This window comes from Brevibacterium sp. NPDC056726, from assembly GCF_042790515.1.
Lineage (GTDB): Bacteria > Actinomycetota > Actinomycetes > Actinomycetales > Brevibacteriaceae > Brevibacterium > Brevibacterium sanguinis.
This window is the reverse complement of record NZ_JBHTYZ010000001.1, coordinates 719248-731948: the sequence shown is the minus strand read 5'-3', so window position 1 is coordinate 731948 and position 12701 is coordinate 719248. Positions and strand designations below refer to the sequence as shown.

Annotated in this window: 12 protein-coding genes; 8 read left to right on the top strand and 4 right to left on the bottom strand. The window is 69.0% G+C overall.

Annotated elements, in window-relative coordinates; all coding sequences use genetic code 11:
- Nucleotide 1: 1 nt before the first annotated feature.
- Together ACFQ91_RS03215 and ACFQ91_RS03210 are read right to left on the bottom strand one after the other, a co-directional pair.
- Nucleotides 2-184: a DUF2273 domain-containing protein gene (locus ACFQ91_RS03215; RefSeq protein ID WP_137824419.1), complete on the bottom strand. Its 183-nt coding sequence runs from the start codon at nt 182-184 to the stop codon at nt 2-4.
- Nucleotides 185-270: 86 nt separating this feature from the next.
- The gene (locus ACFQ91_RS03210; protein WP_137824420.1) at nt 271-759 is read right to left on the bottom strand and encodes an Asp23/Gls24 family envelope stress response protein; all 489 of its coding nucleotides are present in this window, start codon (nt 757-759) and stop codon (nt 271-273) included.
- 329 nt (nt 760-1088) lie between these two features.
- Between ACFQ91_RS03210 and ACFQ91_RS03205 the strand changes: the two genes are divergently transcribed.
- The 7 genes from ACFQ91_RS03205 (at nt 1089) to ACFQ91_RS03175 (ending at nt 6947) form a co-directional block, all read left to right on the top strand.
- Complete coding sequence (locus tag ACFQ91_RS03205) at nt 1089-1622, top strand: RNA polymerase sigma factor (RefSeq protein ID WP_376870363.1); 534 nt, start codon at nt 1089-1091, stop codon at nt 1620-1622.
- Entirely contained in the window at nt 1619-2098 is a 480-nt protein-coding gene (locus ACFQ91_RS03200; protein WP_232623739.1) for an alkaline shock response membrane anchor protein AmaP, read from the top strand. Before ACFQ91_RS03205 ends, ACFQ91_RS03200 begins: the two co-directional genes overlap by 4 nt.
- Nucleotides 2099-2102: 4 nt before the next feature.
- On the top strand, nt 2103-2816 hold the full coding sequence (locus ACFQ91_RS03195) for a hypothetical protein (protein WP_198499857.1): 714 nt from the start codon (nt 2103-2105) through the stop codon (nt 2814-2816).
- Nucleotides 2817-2962: 146 nt separating this feature from the next.
- Nucleotides 2963-3529, top strand: coding sequence for an orotate phosphoribosyltransferase (gene pyrE / locus ACFQ91_RS03190; RefSeq protein ID WP_198499856.1), 567 nt, complete (start codon nt 2963-2965; stop codon nt 3527-3529).
- Between the two features lie 150 nt (nt 3530-3679).
- The gene (locus ACFQ91_RS03185) at nt 3680-4552 is read left to right on the top strand and encodes an ABC transporter ATP-binding protein (protein WP_137824425.1); all 873 of its coding nucleotides are present in this window, start codon (nt 3680-3682) and stop codon (nt 4550-4552) included.
- On the top strand, nt 4552-6318 hold the full coding sequence (locus tag ACFQ91_RS03180) for an ABC transporter permease (RefSeq protein WP_198499855.1): 1767 nt from the start codon (nt 4552-4554) through the stop codon (nt 6316-6318). Before ACFQ91_RS03185 ends, ACFQ91_RS03180 begins: the two co-directional genes overlap by 1 nt.
- The gene (locus ACFQ91_RS03175; protein WP_198499854.1) at nt 6315-6947 is read left to right on the top strand and encodes a TrmH family RNA methyltransferase; all 633 of its coding nucleotides are present in this window, start codon (nt 6315-6317) and stop codon (nt 6945-6947) included. The genes ACFQ91_RS03180 and ACFQ91_RS03175 overlap by 4 nt, the downstream gene beginning before the upstream one ends.
- A gap of 506 nt (nt 6948-7453) precedes the next feature.
- On the opposite strand, the gene ACFQ91_RS03170 is transcribed toward ACFQ91_RS03175, so the two are convergent.
- Entirely contained in the window at nt 7454-8599 is a 1146-nt protein-coding gene (locus ACFQ91_RS03170; RefSeq protein ID WP_198499853.1) for an acyl-CoA dehydrogenase family protein, read from the bottom strand.
- Nucleotides 8600-8626: 27 nt separating this feature from the next.
- Complete coding sequence (locus ACFQ91_RS03165; RefSeq protein WP_198499852.1) at nt 8627-9820, bottom strand: acyl-CoA dehydrogenase family protein; 1194 nt, start codon at nt 9818-9820, stop codon at nt 8627-8629.
- A 316-nt stretch (nt 9821-10136) separates the two neighbouring features.
- Here ACFQ91_RS03165 and ACFQ91_RS03160 point away from each other — a divergent pair, with 316 nt between their 5' ends.
- Nucleotides 10137-12698, top strand: coding sequence for a LuxR C-terminal-related transcriptional regulator (locus tag ACFQ91_RS03160; protein ID WP_376870306.1), 2562 nt, complete (start codon nt 10137-10139; stop codon nt 12696-12698).
- Nucleotides 12699-12701 lie beyond the last annotated feature (3 nt).

Below are 12701 nucleotides of genomic sequence, written 5' to 3'. Positions count from 1 at the left end.
ATCACCTCCGCGTCGTCGAACGTGAGCTCAGGGCTCCGAGGTCGAGTCGGCCGTCGAGGACCAAGCCGATCGTGAGACCGAGCCCGCCGCAGATCGCGACGACGAGGAATGCGACGAATCCTCCGAAGTACGCGACGATGCCGAGGGTGAGTCCGACAAGCAGTCCGATGAGTGTTTTCGACATGGCAGTCCTTCCGCTGCGGTCGTGATGTCCCCGGGGCGAGTGCCGGGTGGGGCCGCGCCCCGGGGCATCAGCGACGAATGGATGTGTCAGGAGAGTTCGTTGGTGCTGTCGCTCTTCTTCTGATCGTCATCGTTGTCGTCGTCGGGGAGGTGGACGTCGGTGACGTCGATGTTGACCTCGACGACCTGGAGTCCGGTGCCCTGCTCGACGGCGCGGATGACGTTGCGACGGATCGCCTCGGCGACATCGACGATCGAGGTGCCGTACTCGACGACGATCGTCAGGTCGATTGCGGTCTGCTTCTCGCCCTTCTCGACGGAGACTCCGCCGGAGACGTTCGTCTGCGAGCCGGGGATCCGATCGGTGAGGGTGTCGAAGGCGCGGCGTGCGGCATTGCCCATGCCGAAGACGCCGGGGACCTCGCGAGCCGCGATGCCGGCAAGCTTGGCGACGACGTTCTCAGCGATCGTCGTGTTGCCCTTGTCGGTGACGAGGGGGCTGTTGATGTCCTGGCCAGCGTTCGCAGTCGACGCCGAGGTGGTGGAGGAAGTGGAGGAATCGGTGTTGGCAGGCATGATCGTTCATTCCCTTTCGTGTCGGATGTGCTGACATAGGTACAGACGGGGCTGTTCGGAGATCCTCACGCAGCTTGGTGAAATTTCTTTCGCCGGATTTCTCGGCCGCCCGGTGCGGGGTGGGTCGGAGGCGGGGTCAGCTACCGCCGGACGGCCCGGTTGGGAGGGCCGATGACCGGGCCGGAGACTGGACCTGCGGGCGCGCCCGACGCGGCCCGAAAGTCTCGATCTGATGAACTTCGCGGCAACTATCCGACAAGGAGTGTTCCCATCGGCTCCTCTCGCCTATCATCAGGAGCATGGCAAGAGGAGATGATCGATTGGACATCGTGACACTCGTCGTGCGGGCGCGTGAAGGCGATGTCGATGCCTTCGCCTCCCTCGTCGATCGGTATGAGACGAAGCTGCTGCGGTTCTGCGTGCGCACCCTCGGTGACCGGCAGGACGCCGAGGACGTCGTGCAGGACACGTTCGTCCAGGCCTGGAAGTCGCTCAACGCACTCGCCTCGCCCGAAGCCTTCGGGACCTGGCTCTACCGCATGGCCTCGAATCGGTGCACCGATGTCCTCCGCAAGCGCGTCAGCCGCCCGTCCGACCCGTTCGACCCCGAGGACTTCGGCGCGCACGCCGACGATCGCGCCTCGGTCGAGAAGCGCGTCGAGGCCCGCAGTGCGCTCGAGCGGTTCGCCCAGGTGTTCTCGACGCTGTCGTCGGAGCAACGGGTGACGTGGGTGCTCTGCCAGATGGAGGGCCTGAGCTACGCTGAGGTCGCTGACACCTTGGGCATCACGGAAGGCAGCGTGCGCGGTCGCATCCACCGCGCCCGGGCCGCCATCGTCGAAGGGATGAAGGGATGGACATGAGTGATGATCGCCGGCGCGCCGATGGTGAGCGCGCCGCACCTGACCTCGACGCGCAGCTGCGCGACGTCATCGACGATTACATGGGTCATTTCGTTCCCGACCCCGAACAGACCGCGGGCATCCGCGAGCGCATCCTCCACCTCGTCCGCAACGACCTCTACCGGGGGCCGTCGACGAAGCTGCGCACCGATGAGGGGCACGAGTACTCGATCGCGTCGACGGCTGTGCGCGCGATCGTCCGCGATGCCGTCGACACGGTCGACGGCATCCGCTCCCGCAGTGTGAGGATCGTGTCCGCCGGGGAGCCCTACGGCAGTGCCGCCGAGGTGGCGCTGACCGTGACGATGCGCGCGGACATCCATTTCGTCACGTCAGCAGACGAGATCAGGACCGCGGTCTCCGAGGCGCTCGTGCGCGAGCTCGGGGTGCCCGCTTCCCGGATCGATATCGAAGTCGAGGATGCCTATGTCGAATGAGCCCATGTCGCCCGAGAACAAGCGCGAGACCGAAGCCGAGGCCCCCACGCCGCTCGAGGTCAGCCACGAGTCGGTCCTCGAACCCGAACTCGTCCACGAGGATCAGCCCTCTGCCCCGCTGCCGGCCGCACATTCGTCTGCCGCGACAACGTCGACCGGTGCCACGGCATGGTCGACCGGTGCCGCGGCGAAGTCAGGCGCCGCGGCGAAGTCGACTGATGCCGCGGCGAAGTCAGGTGCCGCAGCCGACTCGGGGCGTGTGAAGAAGGACGCGACAACCGCGCCGACCGGCACGGGCCGCGCGGCCGGCAGCCACGGGACCACTGACGCCGACGGGGCAACTGCTCTGACCGGGGACACGGCTGTCGACAGTGCCGCGGCCGACGAATCGGTTGAGGTGGTCAGCCCGCTCACTCACACCGCGCAGGAGCTGTCACGCTCGGTCTCCCACATTCCCGGCGTCGCCTCGCTCGCTCCGGGCATGAAGGACCTCGTCGTCAGCGCGACGGCGAAGGTGCTGCGGCGTGCCGGCGGTGAGCCGACCGGCATCGACCTCACGCAGTCCGACGACGGGTACCGGGTGCGCATCGACGCCCACTTCGACGACTCGCGGTCCGTGGCCGCCGTCGTCGACGACATCTTCGCCGCCGTCGACCGTGAGGTCGGCGAACCGGTCGAGATCGACCTCCGCGTCATCAGCCGGGGCGCTGCGAGCTGAGCGGCGAGCTGAGCGGCCGCGGGGAACCGAGCCACCCCGGCGAACGTCGACCGCGGCGGGCTGAGCCACCTCGGTGAAGCCTGACCGCCGCGGAGGGTGCCACCCTGCCGCCGCCTCGGCGTGCGCACACCGCCTAGACTGAGGGCATGACCGACAGCGCTGACTCCCGCCGCCAACTCCTCGACCTCATCGACGAACTCGCCGTCGTTCGCGGTCGGGTCACCCTCTCCTCGGGCCGCGAGGCCGACTACTACCTCGATCTGCGCCGGGTCACCCTCGACCACCGCTCGGCCCCGCTCATCGGCGACGTCGTCCTCGACCTCCTCGAGGCCGAGGGCCTGCTCGACTCCATCGACGCCGTCGGCGGACTGACGATGGGCGCCGATCCCGTCGGCACCGCCGTCATGCACCGCTCGGTCGTCCGCGGCACCCCCGTCGACTCGTTCGTCGTCCGCAAGGAGGCGAAGAAGCACGGGATGTCCCGTCGCGTCGAGGGTCCCGATGTCGCCGGCAAGCGCGTCATCGCCGTCGAGGACACCTCGACGACGGGCGGTTCCGTGCTCACCGCGGTCGACGCTCTCAAGGAGGCCGGCGCCGAGGTGGTCGCCGTGGCCGTCGTCATGGACCGTGACACGGGGGCGAAGGAGAAGGTCGAAGCCACCGGGATCCCCTATCTCACGGCGCTGACGACGAAGGACCTCGGGCTCGACTGAGCTCGCGACCACCAGCTGGGACTCGACTGTCAATTCCGTTGAAATCCCGGACCTGGTTTGAATCGCCCTGCGCGATTCACCACGATAGATGAGAAACTCTCAAGGGCCGTGGCTGCAAACGGCGCCCGTTGGACAACGTAAGGATCGCGTGTGCTCACACTGAAAGGGATTTCCCTGCGCAAGGGGAAGCGGACATATCTGGATGAGGTGAGCTTCACCGCCGAGCCGGGTCGGATCACCGCCATCGTCGGAACCCGATCGGCAGGCCGCACCGAACTCGTGCGCGTCATCATGGGCCTCATCACCGCTGATGAGGGCACTGTCGAACTCGAGGGCTACGAACTCGACTTCGGCGACCGGCAGAACTTCGGCTACCTGCCCGGTGAGCGCGGCGGCTACCCGAACATGCGCGTCATCGATCAGATCGTCTACCTCGCGCGCCTCCACGGCATCACCCTCGGCGCTGCCGAGCGCAATGCCCTGACCCTGCTCGGCCGGCTCGAACTCGCCGACCGCGGCTACGCCCCGCTGAAGAACCTCAGCGGCGCCGAGATCGCCCGCGTCGACATCGCAGCGACCCTGGCCGCCGACCCCGACGTCGTCGTCATCGACGACGCGTTCAACGGCCTCGACACGAAGTCGACCGAACTCGTCATGTCCCTGCTGCGGGCCCATGCGGCCTCAGGCGTGCCCGTCATCCTCGCCACCGACGACTGGGAGGCCGCGGAGAAGTTCGCCGACGACATCGTCGTGCTCAGCCAGGGCAAGGTCACCGCTGCCGGCAGCGTCGACGACCTCCTCGGCGAGCACCGCTACGAGGTCGCCCTCGCCGACGCCGAGGCAGCCGCGACGTCCCTGCGGGGACGCGCGGGGATCACGGAGATCGAGGTCATCGACACCGTCATCCGCTTCCGCAGCGACGATCCCGGCTCCGCTGCCGCGTCGGTGGCGACGCTGCGCAAGGTGGAGCGCTTCGAGCGGGTGCGCCCGACGTTGGCCGAGCAGTTCAAGGAGACTTTGTGATGGCACGCAAGGACGATGCGCGGGACGAGCAGACGCCCGACGACGACGCGACGAAGACGACGACGTCGAAGGGCACTGCCCCGACGAGCCTCGACGACCTCGGCGGAGTGACCGGCGACGTCTCAGCGGCTGGGAAGTCGGGTGCGGGGAAGGCCAGCGCCGCGAAGGCCGGCGCCGGAAAGGCTGCCGGCGGGAAGACTGCCGCCGGGAAAGCCGGTGCCGGGAAGGCCGCTTCGGCGGACGCGGACGACCGCCTCGGCGAGGATTCCGCGGATTCGACGCTCGGTCTCGACGAGGTTCCCTACGAACTCGCCGAGGACACCCCGGACCCCGAGGATCTGCCTGAGACGGGACTCGTCTCGGAGTTCGTCGACGTCGGCAAGCGCCAGGCTTCATGGCTCGTGTCGAACCGGGAGAGTTCGACGACGATGCGCAGTCCGTTCTTCCTCGTCACCGTCGCCGTCGTCGTCCTCGGCATCGTCGCGGTGATCGTCAGCGGGATCGTCCGCGACGCACAGGCGAACTCGGGCACCCCGAGCATGGCGATGGTCGGCGTCGGCGAGCAGGCCGCGATGTACGAGCAGCAGCTCGGCGTCTCGATCACCGATGCTCCCGATGCGCAGGCGGCCGAGCAGCTCGTCCGCGACGGCACGGTGGACGCCGCGTTCATCCAGGACCCCTCGGGCCAGTCGCAGCCGACGATCATCGCCCTCGACAAGCAGCCCACGGCGCTCCTCGAGCGCCTCGCCCCGCAGACCGAGGCGACGCTGCTGCAGACCCCGGCCGTGCCCGAGGACGTGGCGGTCCCGCTGCTGTGGGGCATGGTCGTGTTCTCACTCCTCGTCATCGCCACGCTCGGCACTGCGCTCTACCAGAACCTCCGGCTCGAGAAGCGCAACCGGATCACGGAGATCATCGCCGCGACGATTCCGCCGCGCGCCGCCGCCTCGGGGCGGGTGACGGGCATGCTCACGCTCGTCGTCATCCACCTTCTCGTGGCCGCCGTCGTCCTCGAGCTCGGTCTCTCGATCTCAGGTCAGACTTCGCTCGCGTTCGCGATGCTGCCGGGGCTCGGCTGGTTCGCGCTCACCCTGTTCTTCACCGCCTGGACGATCTTCGCCCTCCTCGTGTGGGCCTCGACGATCACCGGTGACAAGGCGCGCAAGACGATGGTCGCGATCATCGGCGTGCTCACCGTCGGAGGTGCGATGGCCCCGGTCATCGTCGGCGCCTCGGGAACGGTTGGCCGGGTGCTCGGCTGGGCTCCGTTCACCTCGCCGATCGGCATCGCCGACCGCTACTTCGCCGCCCAGCCGGAATGGTGGGAAGGTCTCGTGGCCGCCGCCATCGCCGCGGTGCTCGCCTTCATCATCCACGCGCTCGCCGGTGGCGCCTACGTCCGGTCGGTGCTCGCCGGCGGCGGGCGCGGCGGCAAGACCGTGAAGATGAGCAAGCGGGCCAAGAAGGTCGCTGCGGCCAAGGACGCCGATGCGAAGGGCACGGACTCGAAGGATGCGGACGCGAAGGACTCCAACTCGAAGACGTCGGGTGCCGAGGGCTCCGATGCGAAGGACGCCGACGACAGCGACGCGGACGCGTCCGACGAGGTGACGGTCGAAGAGTCCGAGACTGTCATAACCTCGGCGAAGGGGACCGCGTCTGCGAAGTCCGCCACCGCATCGAAGGGGACCACCTCGGCGAAGGGGACCAAGGCAACCGGCGCAGGGAACCCCGCGAAGGATGCCGACAGCGACGACGCGAAGTGACCGACGGTCACGAATCACAGCAGGTGGGGGTCGGTCCGTGGACCGGCCCCTGGCCTGTCGGCGAGCACTACGATCCGGAGCTGCTCGCCGAGGGTGACCGGCGCAACGTCGTCGACAAGTACCGCTACTGGCGGCACGACGCGATCGTCGCCGACCTCGACACGGTGCGGCACGGATTCCACGTCGGCGTCGAGAACTGGCAGCACGACCTCAACATCGGGTCGGTCGTGCGCACGGCGAACGCCTTCAACGCCGCCGCCGTCCACATCGTCGGGCGACGGCGCTGGAATCGGCGCGGAGCGATGGTCACCGACAAATACCAGCACGTCATCCACCATCCGAGCGTCGACGACCTGCTCCAGTGGTGCAGCGACAACGAGGTGCCGCTCATCGGGGTCGACAATTTCCCCGACTCGGTGCCGCTGGAGACCTACGACCTCCCGGAGCGCTGCCTCCTCCTCTTCGGTCAGGAAGGGCCGGGGCTGAGCGAGGAGGCGCACCGGGCGAGCTCGGCGGTGCTCTCGATCGCGCAGTACGGCTCGACCCGGTCGATGAATGCCGCCGCAGCGGCAGCGATCACGATGCACGCGTGGGTGCGCCGCCACGTCTTCGACCAGCCCGTCGGGTAGGGGGTTGCGGGCACGCCGAGCGCCGGGCAGCCTGCCCTCCTCGCCGAAGTGCGGAAGACTGAGGGTGGCCGCCCGGATTGCGCGGAAGGTTGAGGGCGGAATCAGCGTCGAATTCGCCATAGGTGCGGCGCACACTCACCTCGGAAGCGGCGCAGAATCGTCACGGCTGGAGCGCGCGTCGCGGACATGCCTCAGCAGGCCCGTCGTGACCCTCGCGCGAACACGGCGAGGCTCCCGCTCGAACGTCAGGCCGACAACCCCGTCGCTCAGGCCCGGCCCGGTCCGGAATCTGACTCGTCGATCAGGCCCAGACAAGGCCGGCGGCCCCGTCGCTCAGTCCCAGACGGAGCTGGGACAATTGACCGCGCGCGAACACACAACGGCGCCGGGAGACTCAGTCGGTCTCCCGGCGCCGTTGTGCTGTCGAACCTCTGCGAGCCGGGCCGGACCGCCCGCCCAGCCCCGCCCCGCCCGGTCAGGACAGATCTGCGGCCCGGCCCGCCCGGTCAGGACAGGTCTGCGGCGTGAGGCTCGATGAGCCCGCCGATCTGCGCGAGCTCCGCCGTGAGCGAATCCGCGTCGTCGAACGTCCGCGAGATCACCGTGAGGCGCTTCGCGTAGTGCCCGATCGGGTACTCCATCGTCATGCCGATGCCGCCGTGCATCTGGATCGACTCCTGCGCGACGTGCCGCGAGGTCGAATCGATGACGATCTTCGCCGCGATGACGTCGCGGTGCCGATCCTTCTCCGCGCCCTCGCTCTCGGCGGTGACCGCGAGGCGGGCGAAGAGCGCCATGCTGCGGGCGTACTCGAGATCCGCGTAGAGGTCGGCGGCCCGGTGCTGGAGGGCCTGGTTCGCGCCGATCGGCGCCCCGAACTGCTCGCGCGTCTTGAGGTACTCGGCCGTCATCGTCAGCGAGGCCTCCATCGCGCCGACGGCCTCAGCCATGATCGCGGCATTGCCGAGGTCGAAGACCTCGTCGAGCACGGCACGGGCATCGGCCGCGTTGAGGCGCTGCGCCGGAGTGTCGGCGAAGCGCACGCTCGCACTGCCGAGGCCATCGGCCTGGCGGTGGGCGACGCGGGTGAGCCCCGCGGCGTCGGCGGCGACGAGGAAGAGCCCGAGCTCCCCGTTCTCGACGGCGGTGACGATGAAGTGGTCGGCGACGTCGCCGCCGAGCACACCGTTCTTCTCACCCGAGAGGGTGACGCCATCTCCGGCCGCTGTCGCCGTCGTCGTCGGCTGCGCCAGGGCGTAGCGCTGACCCGGTTCGAGGGCGGCGACGGCGAGGAAGGTCTCCCCTTCGGCGACGCCGGGCAGGATCGCCTGCTTCTGCTCCTCGCTGCCGGCGAGCAGCACGGCGTTCGCGCCGAGGACGGCAGTGGCGACGAAGGGCTCGAGCACGAGCGCCCGGCCGAACGCCTCGAGGACGACAGCCACCTCGGCGAAGGTCATCTCCGCTCCGCCGTAGGATTCGGGGATCGTCAGACCGGTCAGGCCCATCTCCGCGAACTGCTGCCACTTCTCACGCGAGATGCCCTCGTCGCTGGCAAGAATGGCTTCGCGGGTTGCCGTGTCGTACTCGGTGCGCAGATACTTCCCCAGCGTGCTGGCGAGTTCCTGCTGAATGTCGTTGAGTTCAAGATCCATCTGTGTTCGTACCTTTCAGTGACCGAGTCAGAGACCGAGCAGGGCCTTCGAGATGATTCCCCGCTGCACCTCGGACGAACCGCCGTAGATGGTGACCTTGCGGGTGTTGAAGTAGGCGGGCAGCGCGTCGACGGCGCCGAGCGGCAGGTCGGTCAGACCCTCGCCCTGGACGCGGTCGGTGACGAAGTCGAGTCCCTGCGGACCGAGCACGTCGACGAGGATCTCACTGATGTCCTCCTGGAGCTGCGAGCCCTTGAGCTTGAGGACCGAGGAGCGCGGGTCCGGCTTCTCGGATCCGGCGGCCTGCGTCGACAGGATGCGCAGCTGCGTCATCTCGAGGGCCGTGAGCTCGGCCTCCAGCCTCGTCAGGCGCGCCGAGAACAGGGGATCGTCGAGCAGCGTGCCGGTCGCCGTCTTCGTCACCGCGGCGTAGGCCTTCGCACGGGCGAGGTTGACCTTCGAGGCGCCGATGCGCGCGATGCCGGTGCGCTCGTTGCCGAGGAGGAACTTCGCGTACGTCCAGCCCTTGTTCTCCTCGCCGACGAGGTTCTCCACGGGCACCTCGACGTTGTCGAAGAAGACCTCGTTGACCTCGTGGCCGCCGTCGATGAGCTGGATCGGGCGCACGGTCACGCCGGGGGACTTCATATCGATGAGGAGGAACGAGATGCCCGCCTGCTTCTTGACGTCGGGGTCGGTGCGCACGAGCATGAAGATCCAGTCACCGTACTGGCCCAGGGTCGTCCATGTCTTCTGACCGTTGACGATGTACTTGTCACCCGACTTCACCGCCGAGGTGGTCAGGGAGGCGAGGTCGGACCCGGCGTTGGGCTCGGAGAAGCCCTGCGACCACCAGATGTCGAGGTTCGCCGTGGCGGGGAGGAACCGCTCCTTGAGCTCCTGCGACCCGAAGGTCGCGATGACCGGACCGACCATCGAGACGTTGAACGGCAGGGGCGCGGGCACGCTCGCCAGCTGCATCTCCTCGAGCCAGATGTGGCGCTGGACGGGGGTCCAGTCCTGGCCGCCCCACTCGACGGGCCAGTGGGGCACCGCATAGCCGTTCGCATTGAGGATGCGCTGCGAGGTGACCATGTCGTCCTTGGTCAGCTCCTGCCCGGTGGCGACCTTGAAGCGCAGCTCTTCGGGGATCTCCGTGCGGTAGAACTGACGCATCTGCTGCGCGAATTCGCGCTCTTCTGCGCTCAGAAGGGTGTCCATGAAAGCTCCTGATAGATCGTTCAGTAAGTTAGCTCCCATAGTACGGTCGCGTGAGGTCACTCACAAGTGGAGCGGCCCGCCCCGATGCCCGGGATGCGGGAAGCTCATTGCGTGCCATGGCATATGCGGTTATTGTGTCCCCACATCCCCAGCTTCGCGGTCGTCGACGGTCCACCCCACCGCAGACACCTGACCTGGAATCACGGCCACCCATGCCGCCGATGCCGAGTCGATCGCGAGGTACCCGGCCGAGAGCTGCGTCGGGCGAGCGAGAACTCGTCGGACCAGCGGATCGGTGACATCGAAAGAAGCGCGAATGTCGGTAACCGTCCCCTCACCCCAGGGCCGTGCATTCGGGTACGCCGACGAAGTCTCCGCACTTCGCCAGACCCTGGCCGATCCCGACCGCAGCGGGTGCCTCATCATCGGACCCGCCGGCAGCGGACGGACGACCGTGATGAATCGCGCTCTCGACCAGCTCGACCGGGACGCCGCGATCTTCCGCCTGCGCGGATCCGAGCTGCTGCGCGACCGCGCGCTCGGCATCCTCGAGATCCTCCTGTCGCAGGAGGGCGTCAATCGGGACATCGGACCGGGTGCCGCCCTCTCGGTCGTCGCCCGCGTCGTCGGCCGCAGCCCCGGGGTGCCGATCGTCCAGCTCGACAACGCCAACCTCGTCGACGTCGAGTCGATCTCCGTGCTCTGCCAGCTCGCCGACGCCCACCGCATCCGCCTCGTCGTCGGTGCCGAGTCGATCCGCCCGCCCGTCGATCTCATCGCGACGCTGTGGCTGGGCGGGTCGATGGTGCGCATCGACCTCGACGGCCTCGACGAGGGGGCGATCGCCGCCCTCCTCGAATCGCCCGGGGCGATCGACCGGTCGACCACCGAGGTGCTGCGGGACACCGGCGGCAATCCGCGGCTGGTCAACCAGCTCGTCTTCGGCCTCGACCAGACGCGGGCGCACGAGCGCATCCTGTGGAACATCCCGACCGAGCTGCGGCCGATCCTCGAGATCATCGCGATGGTCGACGCGGCCCCCTACGAAGCACTCGCCGAACTCTGCTCGGCCGATGAGCTCGACGACCTCGCCGACAAGGGACTCGTGACGATGGACCGCGGACGCGGATCCGGGGTGCGCCTGTCGGAGCGCGTCATCGCCGAGACGCTCAAAGCCCATGTCATGCCCGCCCACAGCCTCAGCCTCTACAAGGTCTACGAGTCCGTCGTCGACGTCGCCGCGCTGACCGGCCGCGCGCTCTTCGGCTACCTGCGCTGGGGGCTCTCCCTCGGCTTCGGCCAGGCCGAGGACACCGTCTTCACCGCGGTCGGTGCCGCGAACACGGAGGGCCGGTACTCCGACGCCGCCGAGCTCATCACCGTCTCCCGGTGGCAGACGAGCCGCATCCTCCTCGAACTCGTCCGCGCCGACAAGGAGCGCGGCAACGTCGACGAGGGGCGTCGGACCTTCGACCGCCTCGTCGCCCGGCTCGCCGACGGCAGTCCCGACGGGGCGAGCACGCGGGGGGAGGACGTCACCGGCTCCGACGCCGACGACGCGAGCTACCTGTCGCGGCTGGCCTGCATGGACATTCGGCTGACCGACCCCCGGACGCCGGAGGACCTCGTCGTGCAGTGGGCCAGGGAGAGGCTGACGAGTCCCGCCGACACCGGCCGCCTCGACGTCACCCGGGCCCGGTACGAACAGCGGGGCGGCCGCTTCGAGGAGGGGATGCGGCTCGCCGAGGCGGTCTACCGCGATCACGCGTGCCTGACCCGACACCGCCTGCGGGCCTGCGCGATCATCGGCATCGGACAGGTCACGCGGGGGCAGGTCGACCTCGGCCTGCGCTACATCGACCAGGCCGAGCTGATGTTCGGCCTTGCCGGGCTGACGAGCTACGAGGTCGAGGACGCCGCCCCGCAGATCTTCGTCGCGCGGTACCTCGCCGGGGATTGGGCCGGTGCCCGCCGCTCGGTGCGGCAGGCGCGGACCGGGGACCGGATGATCGACTTCGCCGGCGCCCTCGTCGATGCGCGCACCGGCCACCCCGCCCGCGCGCAGTCGACCCTGCACACGCTGCTCAGCCATTTCCAGGAGACCGACCTCATCGACATCACGCGGGTCGGCCACGCCGCCAAGCGCTACGTCGACGCCCAGCTCGGTCGCCTGTCGAACCCCGACGCCCTCCTCGAGTCCACCTCGGTCGAGACCCGTCCCGACCAGTACTCGTGGTGGTCGGAGTTCGAGGCGCGGCTCTTCGACCTCCAGGCCCTCGCCGTCACCCGCCCCGACCCCGCGGCGGCCCGCCTGCACGCCCTCGGAGTCGAGGCCGCGGAGATCGGGGCGACGACGATGGCCGCCGGGGCGCTCATGGAGGCCGCCCGGCTCGGCCATGAGACGGCCGCCCATGCGCTCGCCGAGGTGGCCGACCGCATCGACGGCGGCATCGGCGACCTCGCCCGGGCGACGGCCGAGGGGATCGGCGGCAGCGATCCCTCCGCCCTGCTCGACGCCGCCCGCCTCGCCCTCGAGTTCGGCGCCGTCGTCGCGTGCGCCGAACTGGCCAAGCGCGCCCAGAAGCGGGCCGTCGAGGACGGCGACCGCACGGCGGCGCGGGAGGCGCGCATCCTCATCGGCAACAGCACCCGCACCGTGCGCTTCTCCACTCCGGGCCCCAAGCTCCACGCCGTGCTCACCGAGTTCGAGCGCAAGCTCGTCGACGGCGTCATGGCCGGACGCAGCAGCCACGACCTCGGCGAGCTCCACCATCTCTCCGCCCGGACGATCGAATGGCACCTCACCCGCATCTACCGCCGACTGCAGGTGGCCAACCGCCGTGAACTGCGCGACGTCGTCGCCGCGTGGGGGGGATGATCC

Coding starts and splice junctions, on each gene's coding strand:
- ACFQ91_RS03215 (WP_137824419.1), bottom strand. CDS start 184: ATGTCGAAAACACTCATCGGACTGCTTGTCGGACTCACCCTCGGCATC.
- ACFQ91_RS03210 (WP_137824420.1), bottom strand. CDS start 759: ATGCCTGCCAACACCGATTCCTCCACTTCCTCCACCACCTCGGCGTCG.
- ACFQ91_RS03200 (WP_232623739.1), top strand. CDS start 1,619: ATGAGTGATGATCGCCGGCGCGCCGATGGTGAGCGCGCCGCACCTGAC.
- ACFQ91_RS03195 (WP_198499857.1), top strand. CDS start 2,103: ATGTCGCCCGAGAACAAGCGCGAGACCGAAGCCGAGGCCCCCACGCCG.
- pyrE (WP_198499856.1), top strand. CDS start 2,963: ATGACCGACAGCGCTGACTCCCGCCGCCAACTCCTCGACCTCATCGAC.
- ACFQ91_RS03180 (WP_198499855.1), top strand. CDS start 4,552: ATGGCACGCAAGGACGATGCGCGGGACGAGCAGACGCCCGACGACGAC.
- ACFQ91_RS03170 (WP_198499853.1), bottom strand. CDS start 8,599: ATGGATCTTGAACTCAACGACATTCAGCAGGAACTCGCCAGCACGCTG.
- ACFQ91_RS03165 (WP_198499852.1), bottom strand. CDS start 9,820: ATGGACACCCTTCTGAGCGCAGAAGAGCGCGAATTCGCGCAGCAGATG.
- ACFQ91_RS03160 (WP_376870306.1), top strand. CDS start 10,137: ATGTCGGTAACCGTCCCCTCACCCCAGGGCCGTGCATTCGGGTACGCC.